A 24,813-nucleotide genomic window follows, 5' to 3' on the forward strand; every position below is an offset into this window, starting at 1 on the left:
TTTTATATTTAGGACTTAAGGTACATAACTTACACAACTACAAAAACTGATACGATATGCAAAACTAACAACACTTGTTATTGCGAGTGTATTTGCAAAAATAAGCCAACGATTGCTGATTTATTTACCTGAGAATGACGAATTAGCTGAATATCCTCTGTAATAGGGAAACATGATATTCTTATTTTTACTACTTTTGCCTCAAACTAATAAAACTTTATTATTTTGAGATTACCTAACATTGCCGTTCGTATTATTGCCGGAGCCGTATTTGTAGGGCTGTTACTAGGTGGTATCCTTATAAATGAATATACTTTTTGTATTATATTCTCTCTCATAACTGTATTGTCGTTATATGAGTTTTATGGATTGATCGAAAAAGGAGCAAAGGTTCCCCTCACCCGGGTATGGAATGTGCTTGGAGGTTTTTCCCTTTTTATCGGTAGTTTTTATTATTATACAGTCGATGCTTCTGTTGTAACTTTTGTACCTTATTGTATCTACATCTTAGTTTTATTTGTTGGTGAATTGTATCTTAAGCGTCCCGACCCTATACGCTCTATCGCATATTCTTTGTTGGGGCAATTTTATATAGCCGTGCCTTTTTCCCTCACTAATTATCTGGTTTTTGCCTACACTCCGGGAAGCTATCACTATGTATATGTCTTAGCTTTATTGGTGTTTATTTGGGTAAATGATTCATTCGCTTATCTCACAGGAATGGCTTTTGGTAAACATCGTTTATTTGAACGTATATCTCCTAAAAAATCGTGGGAAGGTTTTATCGGAGGGGCTGTAGTTTCTATCGGGTCTTCATTCATTTTTGCTCATTATTATCAAAATCTGTCCACTTTGGGCTGGATAGGATTTGCAGCTATAACAATCATATTCGGGACATGGGGCGACCTTTTCGAATCGCTTATTAAACGCACCTTAGGTATAAAGGATTCGGGCGGAATGATACCCGGACATGGCGGTATCCTCGATCGATTCGATAGCACAATATTGGCTATACCTGCTGTTTTCTTATACCTGATTTTGATTAACTATTCTAAAAGTTGCTTCTAAAAAATATTGATTTCAGATATTTTGTTGTTAACTTTACTATGCTTTAACTAGTTCTTAAATAAAACGTAATAATATGACAAAGAAAGTATTAGCCATAACTCTAGTTGCTGCGGTCTCAAGTGTTGCGGTATATGCCTATATTCAGAAAAAGAAAAAAGACAGACGTAAAAACCTATCAGTCAACTTTATTTAAAAAGCTTTGGTTTAAGACTCGCTATTATTAACTAGACAGCTACAATTAAAAGAATTGTAACAGTAAAGGTATTACCTCATACGAGTCCATTATAAAGGAAGCATATTCATGTTTTTAATAAAACCAGGATGATTGATGAACTTTACAATTTCTATTTGGATAAAGATGAGCCTCAAAAAAGCTGCTTGCTGGCATTGCGAAGTATCATATTAACCCAAGACGAGTGTATTTCCGAAACACAGAAGTGGGGAATGCCTTGCTTCTGTTATAAGACGAAAATTCTATGTTATCTTTGGGTTGACAAAAAGACAGATGAACCATATATCCTCTTCGTTGAAGGAAAATACCTGAACCATCCCCAATTGGAAGCGGGTAGCAGATCTCGGATGAAAATATTCAGAGTTGATCCAAATCAAGATTTACCTCTTGAGGTAATAAAAGAGTTTTTGAATGATGCTTTGGAGCTTTATACGAGTGGTAAGATAAAGTGAAGGATCAATTCAGCTCGCTTACGTCATTTATTCCGTTGCGGTCAAATAATACCCTATATTTTTTATAATATTCATCCTCGTCGGATTTACATTGTATAATAAAGTACAATGAATATACCTTATTTCCTTCTATCGTTTCATATCCGTTCTCTGCATCTGATAAGTAGAGTGGGATAAATGGATTATCCATCTTATGTGTGAAATTTATCAAGTGGAAACGGGTAATATCATTAATTCCCGAGAGGCGATACTCTTTGTATTTTTCTATCTCATCCTTTGATAGGTTTACCCATTTTCGATATAAAATTATTTTTTCATCATACACCTGGTTTTCTGCTTCTACCAATGGGGTTCTCGCTCTAATATTTCGTACTTCATCCGGCAACTTATTTTCCTCTATAAAATCGAATGCCTCTTTTATCCAACCAATCTCTTGCTTACGTATACTCAGCTTTAGTTTAGAGTCAAAGTATTTTTTACCCAGCTTAGACGAAAAATAGTAGCGCATCATATCTTTGATCCTATCTTTGAACATATAACTAAAGACAAGGATTACAAAAAGGTCGGTAGTGAAATTTCCAAAACGCAGTGTGGCGAAGAAAGATACCATCGTAGCAAATATCATAGCGATTCCCGCTGCAACACTGTAGTATAGCTGTTGGGCAAAAAGCCCGTCTTTCTTTCTGATAATCTGTAAGAACAGGTCGCTTTCAACGAATTTTTTCAGAATATTCCGTTGCGTGATTACTAAACTATTGTGTTTTTCCTGTCCTTTCTCAAGTAGCATAAACCCTCTTTTCTTTTTATGGGCTTTTTCCCTTTCAATTAAGGTGTATAGCTTTTCTTTGATTGTCTCGAATATCGGTTTGCCTTTTAGTATTTTCATAATCTGAAAGGCATATTGTTCTATGATATTACCCAGAAAGTCATCTCCGAATAGAAACAACTCCCGCTGTTGCTTTGTCATTTCGGGATTAGAAAGTTCTTCCCACTTTTCCCTGTACTGTAAGGCTATTTCATTCACGTTGGCAATATAAGCCTCTACGTGAGAAACTATTTTTTCGTCTGTTGCCGTGCTTCCGATAATCTGTACATGTCGCCGCAATGCACTTTTTACGATGCAGACGAACATCTTTATTTGGTAAGAAAAACTTTCTGTAAGATCTTCATTGTTCGGGTCTACAGCCAGATCATCCAATGCTTTCTGTAAGCGGGGAAGAGGGCCACGTCCTGCCTTTAGTATTTCTTCGAGAGAATAAACGGGGGTAATCAGGCGAAGGTTATTTTTTACATCTCTGTAAAAGTCATCTTTCTTATATGTAGACCTATTGATGTCTAGGCTGTTAGGGAGGAATATCCACGTATTGATCCTGAATTCATTTATATCCTTTTGGTGTTGGTCTGTTATAAAACCAATTTTGAATTCTAAGGCGAAATTATCGTGAACTTTTACTTCTGTATCTATCATACTTTCTCCTCCTTTTGCTAAATATAATTCGAATTTAAGAAGAAAAGCTTACAATCACCATTTAGAATAAGGAAGTTTTGTCAGAGAAGAATTATAGTAGCGGAGATCGCCTGTTACTTCTTCTCTAAGCCAGTTGGGCTTTTCAAACTGTTCGTTTTCTGAAGAGAGCTCGATCTCAGCCATAACAAGACCTTGGTTTTCACCGTTGAATTCATCTACTTCGAAGGTATGCCTGCCGCTCTTTATATAATACCGGATTTTATCTATAATTCCCGGTTCGCACAATTTTAGTAATTCCCGGGCATCCTTTATCGAAATTTCTTTTTCCCACTCAAAGCGCGAAATGCCTGATTCGTTGCTTATCCCTTTGATTGTGATGTATGCTTTTTCCCCTTTTATCCGCACTCTTACCGTGCGTTCCTTTACCGAAGAAAGATATCCTTGCACAATCTCTTCGTGTGCATAGGCATATTCTTTGTAGTTTCCTTCGACCAGAAACTTACGTTCAATCTCCAAAGCCATATTACTGGATAATTTGTTTTACAGCTCCCAGCTCAGGATAGAAAATCACTTTGATTGGTAATTTATTGTTATCAAACATTTTCGGTGTCAGCACATCCTGAATTCCATATTGAACGATGTCGCATTCTTTTTTTACATAATCCTTGCTGTTGTATGTTATTTGCAAGCTGGCTTTGTTCGGGATATTGTATATGATTCCGGCAGAGAATTTCTTCTCCAGCTCTTTTTGTTCTTTAGGTGTCAGTATTTGTTCTTCTCTCGGGTCTTTGTTTTTGAGAGACAAATATACCGGTGCTCCTGCCAGATCGTTGGCATCCACGACTCCCAGCTTAGACGAAAATCTGAAAATGATTCGATTCTCTATATTTTTTGTATCGGGGATTATCGTAAATTCTCTTGTGCCTGTTTCTTTTGTTTCAGTTCCTGCAAACATTGCGGTGAGTGCCTTTTCTTGTTCATCAAGTTGAGTCATTACCAGTTTGTAAGCGTTGCCATCAGGAGGCATATTGTCTGCTTCGCCTGTAATTATATTTGTGCGGCTTTCACGCAATCGGTAGATTTGTTTTGCGATCAGTTCGGCTTGTTTTGCTGTAGAACCTGCACGTAGAATCTCTTCGGAGAGGAAGCTTCGCGGGTTTAATGTCGTTTCACTCACTTTAGCCGGAGCTTGTATTGCTTCTTCTTTGGGGAAAGTATAGTCGTCGTTGATCGCACATATCACGCCATCCTTTGTCAGTGTGACAAAAGGTGCAGTTGTATTCGATCGAAATTCTACCAGATAAGACTTGTCTTTATCTACTATTCCTTTTGTGGTAGCATCTATATTGTCGATAGTGTAGGTTACGCTATTTTCGGTTATGGGATTGGTTATGCTCAAGTATCGCTCGGCATATTGATAAAATTCACCGGCTTTTTTCGTGGTCTTTGTATAGTTTACGGTGACTATAACAGAGGTTTTCGGTAACGAGTACGCCACACCATAATCATTTCCTTTCACTGCACTCATTTTAACGGTGTTCTGTGCAGGTAATGTGAGAGCTCCTATTGCAAGCAAAAGAAATAAGCTTAGAGACTTCATTCGTTCTTTATTTTATAATATTAGTCTCACAAAGCTAATTATTTTTTATGGATTTCCGACCTACAACTATCTAAACCTTAAAGCTTCTATTGGAGAGTAATGATTAAGGGTAAGTAGGTGGGAGTTACATACAGTCTATTTTTATATGAAATTTATTTATCACTTTTCTAATTAAGTAACTGGTAAAAAATAGAGAGATGCTTTTTTTATTGCGAAAAAACTCTGTGTAACTCTTTTTACTCTGTGTTTAAAAAAACATGAATAAGAGCAATGCGGCAACAAATCCTTTTTAATTATGAGAAAAAATAAAAGTACGGAAGTATTTGAATTATTATTGAATGCTTAATTCTTAAATTTATCATTTTCTTGAAAAATAATTCTTTTTTTTGTAACACTTCTATTTTCGATTCGTAGATGTTATTAGAAGGGTAACCTAAAACATTAAATGATAAGCTTCGATTCTAATATTATAGATCAGTGTAGAAAGGGTCAACATTTGGCTCAGATGCAGATTTACTCTACTTTTTATAAGAGAGTTTATAATGCATGCTATAGGGTTCTGTATGATAGTCTCGAGGCAGAGGATGCAATGCAAGAGAGCTTTCTGAAAGCGTTCTCGAGTTTGGACAACTATAAAAATTCAGTTCCTTTCGAGGCATGGCTTGTAAGGATAGGCATTAATACATCTATTGACAAGCTGAGGAAAAGAAACTTGGAAACTGTCGATTTCAACGAGAATATCAACTATGATATAGTAGACTCGGATGATAGCGAAGAGTGGGAGCAGATATTGGATCGTGTAGAGCAGGTGAAAACTGCAATAACGAAGCTGCCGGAGTCGAGCCGTTTGATTGTAAATCTTTATCTTATAGAGGGGTATGACCACGAAGAGATTAGTGAGATTCTGAATATAGCACCCGGAACGGTGCGTATACAATATATGAGGGCAAAACAAAAATTATTGGAACTCGTCTAAAAAAGGAGGGAAGGTATGAATGACATAAGAAAAAAAATAGACAGAAACAGAGATTTGTTTGACGACCAAGAACCATCATTCGGACACATGGAGCGATTCGAAGCGCTATTGAAAAGTAAGAATGAAGAAAGCTTGAAGAACGAAAAACGAGTGAAACGGGTACGGTTTATAAGTGCCATATCTGTGGCGGCATCCATTGCCATACTAATAGCCGTTGTTGTTAGATTCTCTACACCTGACAATACAGGAGGCAATATTCCTGCACCGGAGGTCATTGGAGCAACAGATGAATTTAAAACAACAAATGATTATTATAATCAGAAAATGGAAGCTAAGATTGCCGATATAATGTGTAAACTGGCATATACAGATACCGAAAATCAGGCGCGACTGACCAAGGATATACAGAGAATAGTAGATGGGAATAATGATTTTATCAACGAAATCTCTAAAAATGAAGATAAGGATATGGCTATTCATTTTTTGGTGAAGCACTATAAAACGAATATCCATGTACTCGAGAATATAGATCAAAAATTAGGAAAATATACCAAATGCTAATATAATTAAGGGATGAAAAAGTATATATTGTTTATCGGTTTGTGCAGCCTTGCTCTAATTCAATTAGGAGCATCGGAAAAGATAAAGGGTGATCTGCCTCAAGACTCTATTAATGGAAAAGGAAGATTTAATATAGAAATTCCGAACATAGAGATTCCGGATATGGATTTGGACTTCGATGCCCTTAATTTTGATTATAAGTTTGACTTCGACTTTGATACTGCCCAGTGGTTGGCATGGAAGGAAGATTTTGAAAAATCCGGTGTCAAAAACCTCAAGGAATTGGAGAAAAACTTGAAAGTGAATAAAGAAAGATTGTCGGAATTGTGTAAAAATCTGAAGTCCAGATCCAATAATGATAATTTGAGTGTCTTTTCAAATAATCAGAAAGGCAAAACTCCCGATCGAGTTGAGACTAAAACGTACTCTAATATTTCAGAAATCGATATCTCTCATAAATATGGGAATATATTTGTAAGGGAATCCCGATCGAAGAATGTAGAGTTAGAAATTCAATATTTTAACAAACTTAATCAGAGAAATCCTGTTAGAATTTCAGAGGATAAAGGAGTGTTGGCTATAGCTAGTCTTGGTTCCAGTGTAAATCAAATCGACTTAGTGATAAGTATTCCACGCAATGTTAAACTTAATGTAGATCTAAAATATGGCAGATTGAAAATGAATGAGTTTAATGCACCTTTTTCAGCCAATCTGTCTTATAGCACCTTCGATGCAGAAAGCTTTTCGGGAGCCAGACCAACCATTAAGGATAAGTATGGAAAAGTAACGATAAGCAAATTGCAGGATGCCGTTTTGTCGACATCTTATTCGAAAGTAAAGATAGATAAGGCGAATAGATTAGACTTGTCGGGAGCTTATAGTGATTTTGTATTGAATGATGTACAAACGATCTCGGCTCAGTTGTCTTCTACTTCGGGCGATTTTAAAATAGGCTCGTTGGGAGAGATGGATGGTAAGTTTAATTATGCCGACATATCGATTGATAATCTCCGCTCCAGAATGAATGTAATTTGCAACTATTCTGATGTAAAGGTTAATTCAATATCTCCAAATACAAATATCAATGTAAAAGGTAATTACTCTGATGTGGTATTAAGCGTTCCCGATAACGTAGGAGCTTCATTTAATGTTGTACTGGTGCAAGGAGATTTGGCTGTGGCGAAAAAATATACGGTGAAATACACAGAGCAAACCGAAACCTCGACTACAGTTATTAAAAAAGGGCAGATAGGAACTAAAAGACCAACAGCTACCATTACCGTATCGAGCAATTATGCAGATGTAAAAATAAAATAAAACTAAACTAGAAATGAATATTATGAAATTTATCGGTATCTCTATATTAAGTATCATCGTATTGTTTGTCTCGTGCGGATCGTCTAAAACCTCACATGTTGAAAAAATAAATCTGAGTCCGTATAGCGGTATTGAAGTTAAGTCGGGTATTGAGGTTTATTTCTCTTACGGAAGAAGCTATACTGCTCAGATAGATAGCCCGGAGCCTATAAATGTATATGTGGAAAATGGCATTTTGAAAGTAAATAGAAAAGGTAAAAGCAATAAGAGAGTGAAAGTATATCTTACAGCAAACAATATAGAATCCATAGCACTTTCGGGAGGATCAAAGTTTTCTACCGACGAACTCAAAAATAAGACAGGAATATCTATTGCAGCTTCAGGAGGTTCCAGTTTTGATATAAAGAGACTGGAATCGAGGGTATCTAATATTGCAGTCTCGGGTGGCTCTCGTTATAATATAAATGAAGTGAGGTCAGAAACGTTAAATATTGCCTCCTCCGGTGGAAGTACTTCGTCTTTGGATATAAAGAGTGCGAGGACTGCAAGTGTGGCGGTAAGCGGAGGCTCTAATATTGTGTTGACAGGATCAGTTGAGAGTATTTCGGTTATTAGCTCGGGAAATGCCAATGTAGATATTGTAAATCTTAAATATAAAGACATTCAGGCAAATACCACAGGTAGAGGACGTATTCAAAGAAGATAATCGTAATTGAGTGAATATATACGGCCGGAAATCAAATTTCCGGCTTTTTTTATTTTCATCTCTGGCATTGTTTTTATTTCTTCTGCCACTATTCTTACTATATTGCAATATTTTGTATAATTTTGTAGCCTCTTTAAAAAAATAAAGTATGTCTCAAAAAGTTAGGGTGCGTTTTGCACCGAGCCCGACCGGACCACTTCACATTGGCGGGGTACGTACGGCATTATATAATTATCTCTTTGCAAAAAAAAATAACGGAGATTTTATCCTTCGTATAGAAGATACCGATTCGCAACGTTTTGTGCCGGGTGCAGAAGAATATATCATCGAAGCTCTCACATGGTTGGGCTTAAAGTTTGATGAAGGTACACATATTGGAGGTACTCATGCTCCATATCGGCAATCGGAGAGAAAAGAGATTTATAAAAAATATGTAGATATACTTATCCAAAAAGGATCAGCTTATATTGCGTTTGATACTCCCGAGGAACTGACGGCTAAGCGTGAGGCTGTGAGTAACTTTCAGTACGATGCTTCTACACGAGGAGAGATGCGAAACTCGTTGACCCTCTCTCAAGAAGAAGTACAGTCACTCATAGATGCCGGCAATCAGTACGTAGTCCGATTCAAGATCGAAGCAGGGCAAGAAGTGTTGGTCAATGACGTTATTCGTGGCGAAGTAAAATATAACTCATCGGTACTCGATGATAAAGTTCTTTATAAATCGGCAGATCATTTGCCTACATATCATTTGGCGAATATCGTAGACGATCACCTGATGGAGATAACACACGTTATCCGTGGTGAAGAATGGCTTCCTTCAGCTCCTTTGCATGTGTTATTGTATAAGGCTTTTGGCTGGGAAGATTCTATGCCTCAATTTGCTCACCTTCCGCTTTTGCTGAAGCCCGAAGGAAATGGAAAATTGAGCAAGCGTGATGGCGACCGCCTAGGCTTTCCTGTTTTTCCATTAGAATGGAAAGACCCGCAGAGTGGTGAGATTTCGTCAGGCTACCGTGAAAGCGGCTACCTGCCCGAAGCTGTAATCAATTTCCTTGCTCTTCTGGGATGGAATCCGGGTAATGATCAGGAAATAATGTCGATGGAAGAACTTATTCAACTTTTTGCATTGGATAAATGTAGTAAGAGCGGAGCCAAATTCGATTACGAAAAAGGGAAATGGTTCAACCACCAATACATCCAATTAAGACCAAATAGCGAGATAGCCGCAATTTTTTATCCTATACTGCAAGATAAAGGAATAGAATGTCCGTTACAATATATAGAAACAGTTGTCGGTCTGGTAAAAGAACGAGTAAGTTTCGTAAAAGAATTGTGGGATCAGGCTTCTTTCTTCTTTGTGGCTCCAACTACCTATGATGAGAAGGTTGTCAAGAAACGTTGGAAAGAAGAGTCGCCGTCTCAATTGAGCGAGTTGGCAGAAGTTCTGAAAGGAATTGAAGACTTCTCTTCTCACAATCAGGAAGAAATAGTGAAAGGCTGGATTGAATCGAAAGGCTATCATCTCGGCAATATAATGAATGCATTCCGTCTGGCTGTTGTAGGGGAGTCGAAAGGCCCTCATATGTTTGATATTACGGCAACTATTGGAAAAGAAGAAACAATAGCCCGACTTGAAAAGGCAATCTTAAATATTAAATAACAAGAAGATGCTGTTTTTTTACAATTTTGCTATATATCTATATGCGTTGATTGTCCGTCTTATTTCTCCTTTCCACAAGAAAGCCAGAAAGATGATTGTAGGGCACAAGCAAACTTATCGGATATTGAGGCAGAACATAGATGCAAATGCTGAATATATTTGGTTTCATGCAGCTTCTTTAGGCGAGTTTGAACAAGGTCGTCCGATTATGGAAGAGCTGAAAAGAACACATCCTGAATATAAGATATTGCTTACATTTTTTTCTCCTTCGGGCTACGAAGTAAGGAAAGATTATCCGCTGGCAGATGTGGTTTGCTATTTGCCTTTTGATAAGAAACGGAACGTAAAGCGTTTCTTAAAGATTGTTCAGCCAAAGATGGCGATATTTATAAAATATGAATTCTGGTACAATTTTGTAAATCAGCTTTATAAAAGGAATATTCCGGTGTACATGGTTTCAGCGATCTTCCGTCCCAATCAGATATTTTTCCGCTGGTATGGAAGCGATATGCGCAAGTTGCTCAAAAAATATACATGTATATGCGTGCAGGATGAAAACTCCCGGAAACTGTTATCAAATATAGGTATCACAAATGTTGAAGTTTGTGGCGATACCCGTTTTGATAGAGTACTGGATATTCAAAAACAAGCCAAGCAACTACCTATAGCCGAGGCTTTCGAGAAGAAAGCCAAGTCTGAGAATGAGAAGATATTTGTTGCCGGAAGCACCTGGCCAAAGGATGAGGATATACTGATCCCATACTTTAATATGACTACAGACCTTAAATTGATAATAGCTCCGCACGAGATTGATGAAGCTCACTTGAAGTACATCGAAAGCAACCTGCAACGTCCTCATATCCGCTATTCGAAGGCAACGCCCGGAATGATGGCAGACTATGACTGTTTGATTATTGACAATTTCGGACTCCTTTCGTCTATATATAGCTACGGACAAGTAGCATACGTAGGAGGAGGGTTTGGTGTTGGTATACATAACATATTAGAAGCTGCGGTTTACGATTTACCTGTGATATTTGGCCCGAATTTTAAAAAGTTTCGTGAAGCTCAGCAAATGATAGAATGTGGAGGAGGTTACTCTATTTCTGATTATCAGGCATTCCGTGGTTTGATGGATGAGTTTCTTCAGTATGAGGCAACGCTGAATGCTGCCGGGTTACATGCCGGTAATTATGTACGCTCCAATGCCGGGGTTGTGAAACGTGTAATGGCGGTAATCAATCTTTAGAGGCTTCGATTTTGGCCTGTATCTTTTCTTAGAATAAAAATAATCTTGTAGATTTGTAATTTAAACCATAGTTTTTATGGCAAAAATCGACTATTATATCAGCAAGATAAAGATACCTACATCTGTCTTGTTCATCGCTGCAATCATTATTATTGTATATTTTTTACCGCGCGAGGGTAAATATAAATACAGTTATGAAGATAACCGGCCATGGCAATACGGCTTGCTTACAGCACCCTTTAAGTTTCATATACATAAGTCTGATGCACAGATACAAGAAGAGAAAGATAGCATCATGCAGACTTATCAGCCCTATTATCTGGCAGATGCGACAATCGAAAAGAAAGCAATATCTCAGGTTGTTCAGGATGCCAGGGCTAGAAGTATTCCGGAGGATTATATAACCTATATAAACAGGAAGTTTACAGAAATATACAAAGCCGGAGTGATCTCTGCCGAAGATTATGAGCGTATTCAGCAACTGAATAAAAAACAATTAATACTTCGCAGCGAAACAGCAAACAAAATTGCTGCAACCAGGCATATTGCATCGTTTTATACACCACGCCAAGCTTACGAAAAGATCATTGATGACGCTCCCGCCCATATTGATATAGGACGTCTCAAAACTTTTAATCTCAACAATTATCTGATAGCTAATATTATATACGACGAGAGAATGTCGTTGGGTATCAAGAATGATATGCTACAACAGGTTTCTTTGTATGACGGAGAAGTACAATATGGCGAAAAGATTATAGACAGGGGAGAGATTGTAGATGCGCGCCTCAAAAATATTCTCGATTCTTATATTAAAGAAGCAGAAGGAAAGGTAGGAACAAAGTCTAAACCGGGATGGCTTATCATGGGAGAGTTGGTTATGATTACCCTCTTTGTAATGGCTCTGATGATTTATCTCCGTTTCTATCGTATTGAGGAGTACAGAAATAAAAAGAATGTCATCTTTATGTTGCTTATGGTTGTTATTTTCCCGGTGATAACGGGAATAATGGGCGACTCGAAGATGTTTACTCTGATGTATGTCATTCCTTTTGCGATACCTACCATTCTCATACGTACATTTATAGACTCGCGTACAGCTATTACCACGCATACCATTACAATACTGATATGTGCCATTATGTTTCCTCTGGCTCAGATGGCTCAGTTTATCACAGTTCAGATGTTGGTGGGGTATATGTGTATCTTTAGCTTGCGGAATCTATCTGAGCGTTCCCAGCTGGTTGTATGCGCCCTTCTGATACTCGTTACATATATTGTGTCGTTTACGGGCTGGATTTTATGTACCGAAGGAGATATTGCATTGATAAAAGAAAACTCGAGAGTGTATATTTATTTCTGTATCAACTTTGTGTTTGTCACCTTCGCTTATCTGCTGGTTTATGTTTGCGAAAGAGTCTTTGGCTTTATGTCGGAGGTGAGTATGATAGAACTCTCAAATACAAACAGGCCTCTCTTACAGCAACTTTCGGAGGTTGCTCCCGGCACATTCCAACATTCTATGCAGGTGTCTACATTGGTTGTAGCTGCTGCTCATCGTATCGGGGCTAATGCTACGCTGGTGCGTACAGGAGCCTTGTATCATGATATCGGTAAAATGGTAAATCCTATTTTCTTTACAGAGAATCAGGTTGAAGGGATCGATCCACATGCCGGACTGACAGAAAAAGAGAGTGCCCGCATTATAATAGATCATGTAGCTGAAGGGGTAAGAATAGCTAAAAAGAATAACTTGCCGCAACAGATAATAGATTTCATAGAAACTCACCACGGTAAAGGGAAAGCAAAATATTTTTATAATTCGTATGTGAATAATCATCCTGACGAGATCGTTGATGAAGAAGATTTTACTTACCCCGGACCAAATCCGTTTACACGCGAGACGGCTATTCTTATGATGGCTGATACGGTGGAAGCCGCATCAAGAAGCCTTAAGGAGAATACGAAAGAAGCTATTACCGAATTGGTAAACCGTCTTATAGATTCTCAACTGAGTGATGGTTTGTTCAAGAATGCCCCGATTACCTTTAAGGATATAGAACAGGTGAAAGAAGTGTTTTGCGACAAGCTGGTCAGCATGCGTCACTTACGTGTTGCCTATCCCGAGCTGAAGAGGGAATGAGAATAAAGTAACCCGAGAAATAGAACAATAATGTGCTCAATTTTAAATAAAATTTTAATCCATTCACTTGTTATGAGAAAATTACTTATTTTGCCTTTATTCCTGCTTATCAATCTGATTGTTTTTGCTCAGGAAGAAAACACAGCGTATCAGTTCACTGTGGTGAAACAAAACCCGATAACATCGATCAAAAATCAGGGGAATAGCGGAACTTGCTGGAGTTTTTCGGGAGTAGCTTTTCTTGAATCTGAGCTCCTTAAAATGAACAAAGGAGATCACGATCTTTCGGAGATGTATATTGTTCGTCGTAATTATGCCGATAAAGCGGATAAGTATGTAAGAGTAGGAGGTAATCTAAACTTTGCGCAAGGTGGTGCATTTGCCGATGTTGTAGAAACTTTAGATGAATACGGCGTAGTTCCTAATGAAGTGTATGCCGGTCTTAACTATGGTGAGACTATTCATAATCATGGTGAATTGGAAGCTGCATTGAGTGGCTATGTAAAAGGAATTGCCGACAAGAAATCAAGCCGCATTTCTCCGGTATGGGGTGTTGGTTTCAACAGTGTGTTGGATGCTTATCTGGGTGCTGTACCAAAAGAATTCCAATACAAAGGCAAAACATATACTCCGCAGTCTTTAGCTCAATCTTTAGGGCTTACAAGCAAAAATTATGTGTCTATCACTTCATTCACACATCATCCGTTCTATGCTCCGTTTGCTATAGAAATACCTGACAACTGGCGTTGGGCTCTGTCGTATAATGTACCTATGGATGAAATGATACAAGTAATAGACAATGCAATAAATAACGGCTACACTGTGGCATGGGCTTCGGATGTAAGCGAAATTGGATTTACCCGCAATGGTATCGCTGTTATCCCCGATGATGAGGCTCCTGAGAACATTGGTTCAGATCAGGCTCATTGGTTAGGATTGTCAAAAAGCGAAAAAACTACCCGTTTGAAAGCAAAAGTAGATCAAGGTCCTGTAAAAGAAAAAGTAGTTACGCAAGCAATGCGTCAGGCTGCATTTGATAGCCAGGAAACTACTGATGATCATGGTATGCAAATATTCGGGATTGTAAAAGATCAGAATGGTACAAAATATTATCTTGTGAAAAACTCATGGGGTGAAGCAGGTAAATATAAAGGAATATGGTATGCTTCAGAAACATTTGTGAAGTACAAAACAACCAATATAATGGTTAACAAGGCTGCCGTTCCAGCTCCACTTGCGAAAAAATTGAATCTGAACTAATAGATTTTTATTATATAGTATATAGCCGTGGGAGGTTTCTCCTGCGGCTATTTTATTTCTATGTGCAGCAGCTCTAAATTTCTTTTAGTATTTGTTTAATAGCTAGAAAGAGAATAATATAAAATTGTCTTATATTGTATTCTCTTTTTTAGTGTGTAGAAAGTGACAGATACAAAACATATCAAAAAGTGTCACTTTTGTCACCTTTTTATTGTTCATGTGGCGTTATGTGTTTTGTTGTCAGATGTTTGTATGCGTTTTTGTGATTTGTTTTATTGTCACCTTTTGGGTAGTAAAATATAGAGGTAAAGGTTAAAATAACTATTTCAGAAAAATATTACATAAAATCTGTAACCACATGAGACTATGTGTAGTCATATATTCGAAAACAGATTATTAACAACAAAAAATAGAAATATCATGGGTGAATTAGTACCAATAATTGCAATTTTATGTGCAGTAGGATTGCCGGTCGTTTTAGGTGGAATGGTTCTTTTAAAACTTTTATCTTCGGATAAGAAAGTTCGTATGGAATTGGCGAAACAAGGGATTATACCTCCACCCGAAGTAAAAACAGCTCCGAACAAATACAGATCTCTTCGCAATGGTTTTCTGTGTGTCGGAATCGCTATCGGGTTGGCTTTAGGGGTTTTCATCGCACCAAACTTTGCTTTGTCTTTAGATTTTCAATATCTGGTAATAAGCAGTAGCGTGCTGTTGTTCCTTGGTCTTGCTTACGTTGTGTTTTACTTGGTGGTGAAAGACAAGAAAGAATTTGAAGACGCTGAATAAGGATGGATGAAAAGCAACTTATACACAAAGTCCTGAAGGGAGATACGTCTGCCTTCGGGTATTTTGTAGACACATATCAGGATATGGCTATAACTATAGCCTATCGTGTATGTGGTAACAGGCAGGATGCAGAAGATATTGTGCAGAATGCTTTTGTTAAGGCTTTTCATAATTTGCATACATTTAGAGCTGACAGTAAGTTTTCGACTTGGTTCTACAGAATTGTTTATAATACGGCAATTACAGAAACCCGTAATACGGTTTACAATACAGAGTTTGTTGATTATAAACAGATTGATTTGGATAATTCTTTCTCGGATTGGGATACAATGTCTCAGGTAGAGGATAACGAGAGGAAGGCTATTGTAAATGAGGCTATGGATAAGATGCCTAGAGATGAAGGGCTTTTGCTCACATTATACTATCTGGAAGATAACTCGGTGAAAGAAATAGCACAAATAACAGGGCTGACGGATGTAAATGTGAAAGTGAAGATGCATAGGGCACGAAAGCGTTTCGCAGATATTCTGGAACAGATGATGCGGTACGAAACCTCTTAGAGATATTAAAATATAGAATTGAATAATAATAAATATAAATACAAGGATATGAATATGCAGGATGATAAAATAAGAGAGCTTCTTTCGGGCACCAGAATGAAAGCAAGCGACAATCTTAAATACAGGATCATGCATCAGATAGAAGCTGAAAGAGCATTAATGCATGAAAAAGCTAAAGTGCAAAGCTCAAGCCCTTTCATCGGGAATATGTTTGCTATTTTCGGTGTAATGTATGCCCTGATTGCGATAGTTGCTTTAGTCGTCTATTTTGCAGCAGGGAAAGATGCTTTGCAGTCTGCCATGTTTTTTGCTCCTATATTGCTAATCGCTTCTGCTTGCGGCATGTTCGGATTTATTTCGGTATATGACGATCGACGCAGGAGTAAGCATAAAGCTGTGAGCTGATAGTAGCGAAGGTGTGAGATATAAAAATGGGCTTAAAGCATTTGCTCTAAGCCCTATATATATTTTAAATGGGAAAAGAAATCAGCGATTAAAGTTCTATAATTTCTTCTTCCAATATTGTCAACTTCTCAAGGCCATCTTGTGTTACCAAGTATGTGTTTTCAATACCTACAGCTCCTACTTCTGGGATCACAAATTTAGGTTCGAGGGCAAAAACGATGTTTGGTTCCAGCAACTCTTTGGAACGAGGGGTTAGTACGGGAGGCTCATTGATCTCCAATCCTACACCGTGACCAACAAATTTAGCTTGCTGTTTTGTTCCCATAAAGTAAGGTTCCAGATTGTTCTTAACCACCGCTTCCATCGCTATATTGTATAACTCGGCACAGCTTACGCCTGGCTTTGCGATGTCCATTACCTTATTGCTGATTTCTATAGAGACCTGATGTGCACGATAAGCCAGATCGAGTGTCTTACCTAGAGAGAACACACGGGTCATGTCTGTCATCCATGGGGTGTAGTTTCCGGCCATATCTACCATAATGGTATTCCCTTTCTTTATCTTTTGACCCGACGCACCTAAAGGTAAAATGGGGCTTGTTCCGGCTCCGCCAAGAGCAAAGTCGAAAGGAGATGGGGCTTCTGCATTTTCTCCTGTAAGAAGGCTACCCATGTAGATATCCATGTTTTCGCCGTAGCTGCGGAAAAGTCCTAATGATCCATGCAGACGCATCAGACGTTCTATTTCTATCTGAAACTCTATATCCGTCATGCCGTCTTTATAAACGGAAGGGATCATCTTGTAAACTGCTTCGTGCTTGCGGGCACAAAGCCTTACTTGCTCCAACTCGAATTCGGTTTTTACACTGCGTACTTTACGCATCAGGGCAGATGCATTCGCAGCTTCCTTCAGCCCGAATGTATTGAGTAAACGGCTGCATTCACCGAAGGAAATCACATCTGTTTCAATCAAGACGGATTGAGGAATGGGGTGTCCGAGATTCTTTAGCTCATCAGTTATCTGTTCGGGTTTGCGGATATAGATTGTATTATCGAAACTGACATCTTCGGGGCGCTTTACGAAATGTACCGGTTGCCCTTCTATCGGTAAATAGTAGTAACCATTATATACCATTCCGGTCATGTAGAATACATTTACGGCAGTAGTCAATATACAGCCTTCGATATTCATCGACTGCATGGTACTTTGCAAGCGTTGTTGACGAATCAGTAAGTCTTTTGATAAATGTTCCTTATAGCTCATTTTTATAGTGTTTATATAGTCCTTTTTCTATAATATAGTCATATACGTTTTCGGTAAGAAAAGGACGCATATTCTTACCTGCCTCTATGCCCTCACGTATGAAGGTCGATGATACTTCTATGATTGGCGAGTCTAAGGTTTCTACCTTTTGCTTTAATCTATCGGGTATTTTTATCCGAAAGCCTAAGCGAGGATATATCTTAAGTTTATAATTCTCGAGAATCTTATCTGTTTCATGCCAGCTTTCGAAGATAGCCCAATTGTCGGCTCCAATAACAAGTGTGAAGTCATGCTCCGGATATTTTCCTTTCAAAGCATCCAGCGTATTGATCGTATATGATGGTTTGGGTAGATCGAATTCGAAGTCGCTCGCCTTTATTTTGGGATAACCTTCCAAAGCCAGCTTCGTCATTTCTAAGCGTACATATTTATCCGAGAGCTCATTTGCCGATTTTAAAGGATTAAGAGGGCTTACCAGCAGCCAGACTTCTTCTATATCGGTATATTCTACAATGTAGTTTGCCAGAATAAGATGCCCTACGTGAATAGGGTTGAATGAGCCGGAGAATATGCCTATCTTCATGTTGCAAGAAATTCTTTTACCACTTGTAATGCTTTTGCCTTTGCCTCTTCCAGATTGTCATTCTTGATAATAACATCAAAGTGAGAAGCGAAGGTCATTTCATATTCTGCTTTTGCTACCCTTGCTTCTATTATCTCGGGAGAATCCGTTCCTCTGCTTATCAGTCGGTTGCGTAATTCACTGATCGATGGCGGTTCTACAAATATAGACAGCGCCTTCTCTCCGTAGTATTTCTTTATGTTACATCCTCCTACCACATCGACATCGAAGATTACATTACCGCCATTATCAAAGATTCTTTGGACTTCGGCTTTTAGCGTTCCATAGAATTTATCTTTGTATACTTCTTCGTATTCAAGGAATTCGTTATTCTCAATTTTCTGACGAAACTCTTCGGGTGTATGAAAGTAATATTCTACTCCATGTTTTTCTTCTCCGCGAGGCAAACGGCTTGTGGCCGAGATAGAAAACCGGAGGTTTAGATTTTGCGAAAGCAAGTAGTTTACAATAGTTGATTTGCCTGCACCCGAAGGAGCCGAAAAGATGATTAATTTGCCCATTCTATCGCTTATTCCTTACAATACGTTCAACACCTGCTCTTTTATTTGTTCGAGCTCATCTTTCATTTTTACAACAACCTGCTGCATCTCGGCATGGTTCGATTTCGAGCCCATTGTATTTACTTCACGTCCTATTTCCTGAGCTATAAAACCAAGCTTTTTACCCTGTCCTGATCCTGATGTCATTGTTTCCAGAAAATATTTAAGGTGGTTGTTCAAACGATTCTTTTCTTCGTTTATATCCAGCTTTTCGATATAATAAATCATCTCCTGTTCGAAACGGTTTTTATCATAATCGAAATCCTCTATCTTTTGTAGGGCTTCTGAGATACGACCTTTTATTTTGTCTACACGTTCTGCTTCGAACGGTTCTATATCGGTCAGAAGGGTTTTTATGTTAGATATTTTTTCTTCGAATAGCTTCTGAAGCATTGCGCCTTCCTGCTTACGGAATGCATGCAACTGATCAATTGCTTCGCTGATGACATTCGATACCATAAGCCATTCTTCCTCGTCTACTTCCTGTGCTTCATACTTCAAAACGTCAGGTAAACGTAGCAACACTTGAAACCAATCTTGAGGAACAGCAACCCCTAACTTTTCGCAAGATTCTTTGATCTGATTATAATATCCTTCTATGATACTTTGATTGATCTGTGTAGCGGTTTCGCTGCCTATGTTTTCTATATATATTAGAAAATCTACCTTTCCTCGCTCTAGTTGGCGAGATAGCAGATTGCGGATTTCCATTTCGTGCTCCTTATACAGATTTGGTAAACGTACCGATAAGTCGAGTTGTTTACTATTTAAGGATTTTACTTCAACAGTAATTTTCCTTTTATGAAGTTCAGCAGTTGATTTGCCAAAACCAGTCATTGATTGTATCATGCTGTAATTTTTAATTTTAGGTACAAAAATACACAAATTATTACGTGAGAAGTCAACTTTAGCTAATTAAACTACGTTATTCATCCGTAAACTTTTATTTTTGTATATTGTTTAAATATAAAATGACATATACAATGACAACAACACTCTTTTTACAATACCCTAAATGCAGTACTTGCCAAAAAGCCGCTAAATGGCTTAAAGAAAATAATGTAGAAGTAAACAGCAGAGACATTACCAAAGAAAATCCGTCGAAGGCAGAATTGTCTGAATGGATAAAGAAAAGCGGACTTCCTATTTCCAGATTTTTCAATACTTCGGGGAGGATCTATAAAGAGAATAACCTCAAAGAGAAGGTGAAATCAGCATCGCAAGAAGAATTAATAGATATACTATCTTCTGACGGAATGGTAGTAAAACGTCCAATTGTAGTAGGAAAGGATTTTGTTCTGGTAGGATTTAATGAGGAAGAATGGATTCAGAAGCTGAAATGAAATAAGTATGGAGGAAATAGATCAGAATACTCATATACACGAAGAATTACCACAGAAGAAGAGCTTGATAAAGAAGTTTTTCAAAGTTCTGATGTATATAGTTCTATCGCTGATAGGACTTAATATTCTTCTCTATGTACTTCTTTCTATTCCTTTTGTTCAACAGAAAGTTGCTAACTATGCGGTAGATATTCTAAAAAACACACTCAAAACAGAAGTTTCCATCGATGAAGTTCGTCTTAGCCTATTCAATCATGCAACCCTAAATGGCATATATATAGAAGATCAGGCAAAAGACACATTGCTCTATGCCAAGCATTTGGATGTAAAACTAAGTCCGTGGCAATTAATTAAGAGCAATACACTAGCCATTACAAGTATAAGCCTCGATAATTTTCTTATCAACGTTAATAAAAAAGATAGTGTTAGCGATTTCAATTTTCAGTTTATTATAGATGCTTTTTCGGGAAATACGGTTAAGGCAGATACAACAAAAAGCACACTGAAGATTGTCATCACAGATGTTGATATAAGAAATGGCAGACTGAATTATGATGTCCTTTCAGGTTCGGTAACCCCTCACCTATTCAACGCTTCTCATATCTCATTATACGATCTGAATATTAATCTTGATCTGAATTCTATTGACCCCGATAAATTGGATATTGCTTTAAATAATCTTTCGGCGAAAGAAACGACCGGTCTTGAAATCAAAACGCTGGAGGGGCAACTTTATTCGGATAAATCGCAACTCTGGGTAGATAATTTATCTTTAAACCTGCCTAATTCGCATCTCAGGACCGATAAAGTGAGGTATAACTTATCCACGTCCGAATTTGAAATTCAAACGGAGAGTGCCGAGATATCTCCGATCGACTTATTATCTTTTCTTCCTCAGTTGAAGTTTCTAAAGAATAATATTATTCTCTCTACGAGTATTAAGGGAACATTACCCGCCGTAAATGTTGAAAATATAAATATTGCTTATGGCAATGAGGCATTATTAGCAGCAAAGGCTTCAATCTCAAATTACGAGAGATATGGAAGTGCTGATATTTTCCTTTCAATCGATAAATTCAAGGCTTCTACCTCTTCTGTCACTTCTTTTGCGAGAGTTGGAGATTCTACTTTTATAGCCCCTTACATATTCAGGGAGCTTGGAGATCTTTACCTGAAAGGAAATGTAAAGGGACAACTGAGCAAGTTTAAGCTAGATGCTGAGGCTTGGTGCCGTCAGGGAGCTATCACGGCGAAGGTAAGCGGAGGGGCAGATAGTATATTTTCACGCTTCAATGTTGCTGCAACATTAAATACTCAGAACTTCAATCTAGGCAAATTGCTGGGAGATACTTTAGGGTTGAAACGTTTGTCTGCTAAGATAGATGTGAGAGCAAGACAGGCGGAAAAAGGACCACTGATAGCACAGCTACAAGGGGAAATTGCATCTATAGAGTACGGAAAAGATACTTATCGAAATATCCCTTTTGATGCTTATTATAACGCCTCTGAAATGGGAGCATCCGCAAAAATAAATTCTCCTGTAGGAAAGGTATATGCACGAGCTAGTATGACTCAGGCGCGAGTGCCCGACATTAATCTGAGATTGAAAGTAGACACCCTGCATATCGATCGCTTCTATAAAGATGAAAACTGGGTTAATCCACGTTTATCTCTTGTGCTGGAAGGAAGTATGAAAGGGTTGGATATAGATCAGATGGAAGGCAAGGTTGTAATTGACAGTCTTAATCTATACGATGCTAATTTTAATTTTAAGCTTGGAAAGTTTACATTGGAAATGGGTAAAAGAACAGAGAATGATAAATTTATAAAACTGACTTCTTCTCTTCTTACCGCTAATATTGATGGGCAATATAAATTCACATCTCTTTCAGATGAATTTTCTGAATTGATGAATAAGTACCTTCCGGCAGTTTTCCCAAAAGTAAAAAGGGTAAAAAAAGATCAGAATAATTTTACTTTCAATCTAACGGCAAATAACACCGAAGAGCTGGGTCGAATATTATCACTGCCTGTTGATATTATTGAACCTGCAAGCATAAGCGGGAAGATAAATACAATAGATAATGTAATCACCGCTAAAGGAAATATTCCATATGTCAAATTTGGAGAATATGATATAAAAAGTACGACCATTGATGTAATTAATCTCGACTCTGCTTTCAGTATCTCGGCCGGAAGTGATATTCTTATGCAAAAAGGCATGTATTCATTGGCCTTAAATGTCAGAGGTGCAAATAATGTGATGCGTTCTGTGGTCAATGTAATGAGTAATAAAACGGATATAGATATTGGCGGAAAAGTAGATGTATTAGCACAGTTTAGCAGAGATGAGAAGAATGAGTTACTCTCTTACCTGAAGGTTAGCCCGTCTGATATAATGATAGATAAGCTTGCTCTAAATCTACTCCCTGCAGAAGTCTGGAATAAAGGAGAGCGTACCGAAGTTCACAATTTGGGAATAGGCGTCAACAAGAAAAAATACATCGGGTTAAACGGAGTTATTTCCAGAGAAGTAGGCGATAGCTTGAATATTGATTTCAACCATGCTGAGATAGGGGAATTGTTAGAAGCATTTGATGTAAAGAATATCAGGGGATGTATACATGGAAATGTGCTGATGACAAAAATGCTTGATCAGCCTGAACTCTATACCCGCAATCTGGAAATAGGAGACATTGTAATATTCGCAGATACGTTGGGAACAATGACTGTAGATAGCCATTGGAGTGATAGCTACGGAGGAGTAAGGTTAGATGCTATATTGGAAAAAGGAGATAAAACTTATGCCGAGGTAGACGGTACAGTATATACCAATCAGGATTCTCTCGATTTGCAAGTCAGAATGCAGCAAATGCCACTCAGATGGATGCAGCCATTTGTTGCCGATATGCTAAACAAAATAGATGGAAGCATAAGCACCAATCTGATGATAGAAGGATCGACTAAAGCTCCTAAAGTTCGAGGATTTCTCGGGTTTAACGATACTCAGATAGGAGTGGATTATACGAATGTAGTTTATACGATATCCGATACTATACGTGTTAGTCCCGATAAGATAGGGTTTGATAATCTTACCTTAAAAGATAGTAGGGGAAATACGGCTAATTTAAATGCGACGTTGACTCACAAGAATTTTGCAGACATGAAGTATCAGCTTGATATGCGTATGAATAAGCTGATGGTATTAGATACCGAGCATCGCACAGACAGTTTGTTTTATGGGCGGGTTTTTGCATCCGGGCAGGTGAAAATAACAGGTGATGAAAAGAATATAAATTTGGATATGCAGATAAAGAATGATAAAAATTCAACTCTGAATATTCTATTACCTCAGCGATCAGAAGCTTCTGATTACAAGAGTATTGTTTATATTAATGTTCCTGAAGAAAAATTGAAAAATACGATTGGTAATATCGTGAAGGATGCCCCTCTGCCTATTAAATTGAAAATCAGGCTGGATGTGACGCCGGATATTAATCTGGGAATAGTGATCGATCCGCTTACAGGAGATCAAATGCATGTGAAAGGAGCAGGACGAATAGATTTTACATATGATATGCAGAGTGAAAACATGTTTGCGTATGGAGACTATACACTGAATGACGGCTCTGTTCGACTCAATCTGCAAGGTATAAAAAAGCTAGACTTTAAGATACAGGATGGCAGCAAGCTCAATTTTACAGGAGATCCTTTGAAAACCAAGTTTAATATAACGGCTTATCGGAGAGTAAGAGCCAACTTGAATACATTGGACAATAGTTTTGCCCTTAATGGAAGTACAACCAAGGTAGATGTTGATTGTATTCTTAAAATAACGGGCAATATAGATAAGATGGATGTGTCTTATAATATTAGTCTTCCGGGTGCTGATGACGACACAAGACAGAGGATAAACAGCTTGATTAGTACTGATGAGCAAAGGGTGCGACAGTTTGCGTCTTTAGTTGCCACGGGGTCATTCTATTCAAGTATGGGGAATAGTGGGGTTAACTTCACCAATAGTTTGTGGTCGTCACTTGCTTCCAGTACCCTTTCGGCAGGATTGACGGCATTGGTGGGTAACATGCTGGGCGATAAATGGCAAATAGGGGCTAATGTAGAATCTGATGACGGCTCATTATCGAATATGGACATGAGTGTGAATCTTTCTCGTAAATTTTTGGACGATAGATTGACATTTAATACGAACTTGGGCATGCGCACAGATCATGCAACAGCTGCTGACAATTCTTTTATTGGCGACTTTGATTTAGAGTATCAATTAAGCTCTTTATGGACTCTCAAGGCGTATAGCCATATGAATAATCAGTTTTATCGTCAAGCACCTACTACGCAAGGGGTAGGGATAGAGTACAGTAAAGAGGCTGCAACGTTGAAGCGCTTGTTTCAATCATTCAAGCCGAGAAGGCGTAGGGTACAGCAGCAACAGACAGAAAATGGAGCAGCACAAACACCATTGCCTAGCGATTCGACACAGGTAAAAGTAGAACAGCAACCTATTATAAATGAACAAAAAAAGAAACAGTAAATAAGCTATTTACTGTTTCTTTT

The 24,813-nt window shown here is 38.0% G+C and carries 22 protein-coding genes; 15 read left to right on the forward strand and 7 right to left on the reverse strand.

The window, feature by feature from the left end; translation table 11 throughout:
- Positions 1 to 225: 225 nt before the first annotated feature.
- Together B3P17_RS07765 and B3P17_RS07770 are read left to right on the forward strand one after the other, a co-directional pair.
- Positions 226 to 1,068 (forward strand): phosphatidate cytidylyltransferase, encoded by an 843-nt coding sequence (locus tag B3P17_RS07765; protein WP_252637787.1) that lies wholly within the window; start codon positions 226 to 228, stop codon positions 1,066 to 1,068.
- A 321-nt stretch (positions 1,069 to 1,389) separates the two neighbouring features.
- Positions 1,390 to 1,752, forward strand: a complete 363-nt coding sequence (locus B3P17_RS07770) for a DUF1801 domain-containing protein (RefSeq protein WP_252637786.1) — start codon at positions 1,390 to 1,392, stop codon at positions 1,750 to 1,752.
- A gap of 4 nt (positions 1,753 to 1,756) precedes the next feature.
- Here B3P17_RS07770 and B3P17_RS07775 read toward each other — a convergent pair whose 3' ends face one another.
- From B3P17_RS07775 to B3P17_RS07785, 3 genes are read right to left on the reverse strand one after another with little or no spacing between them, the layout of a single operon-like run.
- Entirely contained in the window at positions 1,757 to 3,220 is a 1,464-nt protein-coding gene (locus B3P17_RS07775; RefSeq protein ID WP_252637785.1) for a hypothetical protein, read from the reverse strand.
- 54 nt (positions 3,221 to 3,274) lie between these two features.
- Positions 3,275 to 3,742: a CYTH domain-containing protein gene (locus B3P17_RS07780; protein ID WP_252637784.1), complete on the reverse strand. Its 468-nt coding sequence runs from the start codon at positions 3,740 to 3,742 to the stop codon at positions 3,275 to 3,277.
- A gap of 1 nt (position 3,743) precedes the next feature.
- A complete protein-coding gene (locus B3P17_RS07785; protein ID WP_291104878.1) occupies positions 3,744 to 4,820 on the reverse strand; it encodes a DUF4831 family protein in 1,077 nt (358 codons plus the stop codon).
- A gap of 445 nt (positions 4,821 to 5,265) precedes the next feature.
- Here B3P17_RS07785 and B3P17_RS07790 point away from each other — a divergent pair, with 445 nt between their 5' ends.
- The 11 genes from B3P17_RS07790 to B3P17_RS07840 all read left to right on the forward strand — a co-directional run bounded on the left by B3P17_RS07790 (position 5,266) and on the right by B3P17_RS07840 (position 16,452).
- Positions 5,266 to 5,796 (forward strand): RNA polymerase sigma factor, encoded by a 531-nt coding sequence (locus tag B3P17_RS07790; RefSeq protein WP_006841683.1) that lies wholly within the window; start codon positions 5,266 to 5,268, stop codon positions 5,794 to 5,796.
- Positions 5,797 to 5,811: 15 nt separating this feature from the next.
- Positions 5,812 to 6,357 (forward strand): hypothetical protein, encoded by a 546-nt coding sequence (locus B3P17_RS07795; protein WP_252637782.1) that lies wholly within the window; start codon positions 5,812 to 5,814, stop codon positions 6,355 to 6,357.
- 12 nt (positions 6,358 to 6,369) lie between these two features.
- On the forward strand, positions 6,370 to 7,674 hold the full coding sequence (locus tag B3P17_RS07800) for a DUF4097 family beta strand repeat-containing protein (protein ID WP_291104881.1): 1,305 nt from the start codon (positions 6,370 to 6,372) through the stop codon (positions 7,672 to 7,674).
- A 13-nt stretch (positions 7,675 to 7,687) separates the two neighbouring features.
- On the forward strand, positions 7,688 to 8,380 hold the full coding sequence (locus tag B3P17_RS07805) for a GIN domain-containing protein (protein ID WP_252637780.1): 693 nt from the start codon (positions 7,688 to 7,690) through the stop codon (positions 8,378 to 8,380).
- A 148-nt stretch (positions 8,381 to 8,528) separates the two neighbouring features.
- Positions 8,529 to 10,043, forward strand: a complete 1,515-nt coding sequence (gene gltX / locus B3P17_RS07810) for a glutamate--tRNA ligase (protein ID WP_252637779.1) — start codon at positions 8,529 to 8,531, stop codon at positions 10,041 to 10,043.
- A 7-nt stretch (positions 10,044 to 10,050) separates the two neighbouring features.
- A complete protein-coding gene (locus tag B3P17_RS07815) occupies positions 10,051 to 11,292 on the forward strand; it encodes a 3-deoxy-D-manno-octulosonic acid transferase (protein ID WP_252637778.1) in 1,242 nt (413 codons plus the stop codon).
- A 76-nt stretch (positions 11,293 to 11,368) separates the two neighbouring features.
- Entirely contained in the window at positions 11,369 to 13,435 is a 2,067-nt protein-coding gene (locus B3P17_RS07820; protein ID WP_252637777.1) for an HD family phosphohydrolase, read from the forward strand.
- A 72-nt stretch (positions 13,436 to 13,507) separates the two neighbouring features.
- Positions 13,508 to 14,695, forward strand: coding sequence for an aminopeptidase C (locus tag B3P17_RS07825; protein WP_252637776.1), 1,188 nt, complete (start codon positions 13,508 to 13,510; stop codon positions 14,693 to 14,695).
- A 420-nt stretch (positions 14,696 to 15,115) separates the two neighbouring features.
- The gene (locus B3P17_RS07830) at positions 15,116 to 15,487 is read left to right on the forward strand and encodes a DUF6249 domain-containing protein (protein WP_245530974.1); all 372 of its coding nucleotides are present in this window, start codon (positions 15,116 to 15,118) and stop codon (positions 15,485 to 15,487) included.
- Between the two features lie 2 nt (positions 15,488 to 15,489).
- Positions 15,490 to 16,047, forward strand: coding sequence for an RNA polymerase sigma factor (locus tag B3P17_RS07835; RefSeq protein ID WP_135105427.1), 558 nt, complete (start codon positions 15,490 to 15,492; stop codon positions 16,045 to 16,047).
- A gap of 48 nt (positions 16,048 to 16,095) precedes the next feature.
- Positions 16,096 to 16,452, forward strand: a complete 357-nt coding sequence (locus B3P17_RS07840; RefSeq protein ID WP_252637775.1) for a hypothetical protein — start codon at positions 16,096 to 16,098, stop codon at positions 16,450 to 16,452.
- Between the two features lie 88 nt (positions 16,453 to 16,540).
- Here B3P17_RS07840 and B3P17_RS07845 read toward each other — a convergent pair whose 3' ends face one another.
- From B3P17_RS07845 to B3P17_RS07860, 4 genes are read right to left on the reverse strand one after another with little or no spacing between them, the layout of a single operon-like run.
- Positions 16,541 to 17,716 (reverse strand): M24 family metallopeptidase, encoded by a 1,176-nt coding sequence (locus tag B3P17_RS07845; RefSeq protein WP_252637774.1) that lies wholly within the window; start codon positions 17,714 to 17,716, stop codon positions 16,541 to 16,543.
- Positions 17,706 to 18,299, reverse strand: coding sequence for a nicotinate (nicotinamide) nucleotide adenylyltransferase (gene nadD / locus B3P17_RS07850; RefSeq protein WP_252637773.1), 594 nt, complete (start codon positions 18,297 to 18,299; stop codon positions 17,706 to 17,708). Before nadD ends, B3P17_RS07845 begins: the two co-directional genes overlap by 11 nt.
- Positions 18,296 to 18,859 carry a guanylate kinase gene (gene gmk, locus B3P17_RS07855; protein WP_252637772.1) on the reverse strand — a complete coding sequence of 188 codons (564 nt, stop codon included), beginning with the start codon at positions 18,857 to 18,859 and terminating at the stop codon, positions 18,296 to 18,298. The genes nadD and gmk overlap by 4 nt, the downstream gene beginning before the upstream one ends.
- Before the next feature lie 15 nt (positions 18,860 to 18,874).
- A complete protein-coding gene (locus B3P17_RS07860) occupies positions 18,875 to 19,747 on the reverse strand; it encodes a YicC/YloC family endoribonuclease (RefSeq protein WP_135105432.1) in 873 nt (290 codons plus the stop codon).
- Between the two features lie 134 nt (positions 19,748 to 19,881).
- Here B3P17_RS07860 and B3P17_RS07865 point away from each other — a divergent pair, with 134 nt between their 5' ends.
- On the forward strand, positions 19,882 to 20,241 hold the full coding sequence (locus B3P17_RS07865; RefSeq protein ID WP_252637771.1) for an arsenate reductase family protein: 360 nt from the start codon (positions 19,882 to 19,884) through the stop codon (positions 20,239 to 20,241).
- A gap of 7 nt (positions 20,242 to 20,248) precedes the next feature.
- Positions 20,249 to 24,790, forward strand: a complete 4,542-nt coding sequence (locus B3P17_RS07870; RefSeq protein WP_291104895.1) for a translocation/assembly module TamB domain-containing protein — start codon at positions 20,249 to 20,251, stop codon at positions 24,788 to 24,790.
- Positions 24,791 to 24,813: the final 23 nt, after the last annotated feature.

The sequence above is a fragment of the Dysgonomonas sp. UBA7630 genome, assembly GCF_002483985.1.
Taxonomy (GTDB): Bacteria; Bacteroidota; Bacteroidia; order Bacteroidales; family Dysgonomonadaceae; genus Dysgonomonas.

Excerpts from the sequence above, each read along its gene's own strand:
- B3P17_RS07770 (WP_252637786.1), top strand. The coding sequence starts at position 1,390 with ATGATTGATGAACTTTACAATTTCTATTTGGATAAAGATGAGCCTCAA.
- B3P17_RS07775 (WP_252637785.1), bottom strand. The coding sequence starts at position 3,220 with ATGATAGATACAGAAGTAAAAGTTCACGATAATTTCGCCTTAGAATTC.
- B3P17_RS07780 (WP_252637784.1), bottom strand. The coding sequence starts at position 3,742 with ATGGCTTTGGAGATTGAACGTAAGTTTCTGGTCGAAGGAAACTACAAA.
- B3P17_RS07785 (WP_291104878.1), bottom strand. The coding sequence starts at position 4,820 with ATGAAGTCTCTAAGCTTATTTCTTTTGCTTGCAATAGGAGCTCTCACA.
- B3P17_RS07790 (WP_006841683.1), top strand. The coding sequence starts at position 5,266 with ATGATAAGCTTCGATTCTAATATTATAGATCAGTGTAGAAAGGGTCAA.
- B3P17_RS07795 (WP_252637782.1), top strand. The coding sequence starts at position 5,812 with ATGAATGACATAAGAAAAAAAATAGACAGAAACAGAGATTTGTTTGAC.
- B3P17_RS07800 (WP_291104881.1), top strand. The coding sequence starts at position 6,370 with ATGAAAAAGTATATATTGTTTATCGGTTTGTGCAGCCTTGCTCTAATT.
- B3P17_RS07805 (WP_252637780.1), top strand. The coding sequence starts at position 7,688 with ATGAATATTATGAAATTTATCGGTATCTCTATATTAAGTATCATCGTA.
- gltX (WP_252637779.1), top strand. The coding sequence starts at position 8,529 with ATGTCTCAAAAAGTTAGGGTGCGTTTTGCACCGAGCCCGACCGGACCA.
- B3P17_RS07815 (WP_252637778.1), top strand. The coding sequence starts at position 10,051 with ATGCTGTTTTTTTACAATTTTGCTATATATCTATATGCGTTGATTGTC.
- B3P17_RS07820 (WP_252637777.1), top strand. The coding sequence starts at position 11,369 with ATGGCAAAAATCGACTATTATATCAGCAAGATAAAGATACCTACATCT.
- B3P17_RS07825 (WP_252637776.1), top strand. The coding sequence starts at position 13,508 with ATGAGAAAATTACTTATTTTGCCTTTATTCCTGCTTATCAATCTGATT.
- B3P17_RS07830 (WP_245530974.1), top strand. The coding sequence starts at position 15,116 with ATGGGTGAATTAGTACCAATAATTGCAATTTTATGTGCAGTAGGATTG.
- B3P17_RS07835 (WP_135105427.1), top strand. The coding sequence starts at position 15,490 with ATGGATGAAAAGCAACTTATACACAAAGTCCTGAAGGGAGATACGTCT.
- B3P17_RS07840 (WP_252637775.1), top strand. The coding sequence starts at position 16,096 with ATGAATATGCAGGATGATAAAATAAGAGAGCTTCTTTCGGGCACCAGA.
- B3P17_RS07845 (WP_252637774.1), bottom strand. The coding sequence starts at position 17,716 with ATGAGCTATAAGGAACATTTATCAAAAGACTTACTGATTCGTCAACAA.
- nadD (WP_252637773.1), bottom strand. The coding sequence starts at position 18,299 with ATGAAGATAGGCATATTCTCCGGCTCATTCAACCCTATTCACGTAGGG.
- gmk (WP_252637772.1), bottom strand. The coding sequence starts at position 18,859 with ATGGGCAAATTAATCATCTTTTCGGCTCCTTCGGGTGCAGGCAAATCA.
- B3P17_RS07860 (WP_135105432.1), bottom strand. The coding sequence starts at position 19,747 with ATGATACAATCAATGACTGGTTTTGGCAAATCAACTGCTGAACTTCAT.
- B3P17_RS07865 (WP_252637771.1), top strand. The coding sequence starts at position 19,882 with ATGACAACAACACTCTTTTTACAATACCCTAAATGCAGTACTTGCCAA.
- B3P17_RS07870 (WP_291104895.1), top strand. The coding sequence starts at position 20,249 with ATGGAGGAAATAGATCAGAATACTCATATACACGAAGAATTACCACAG.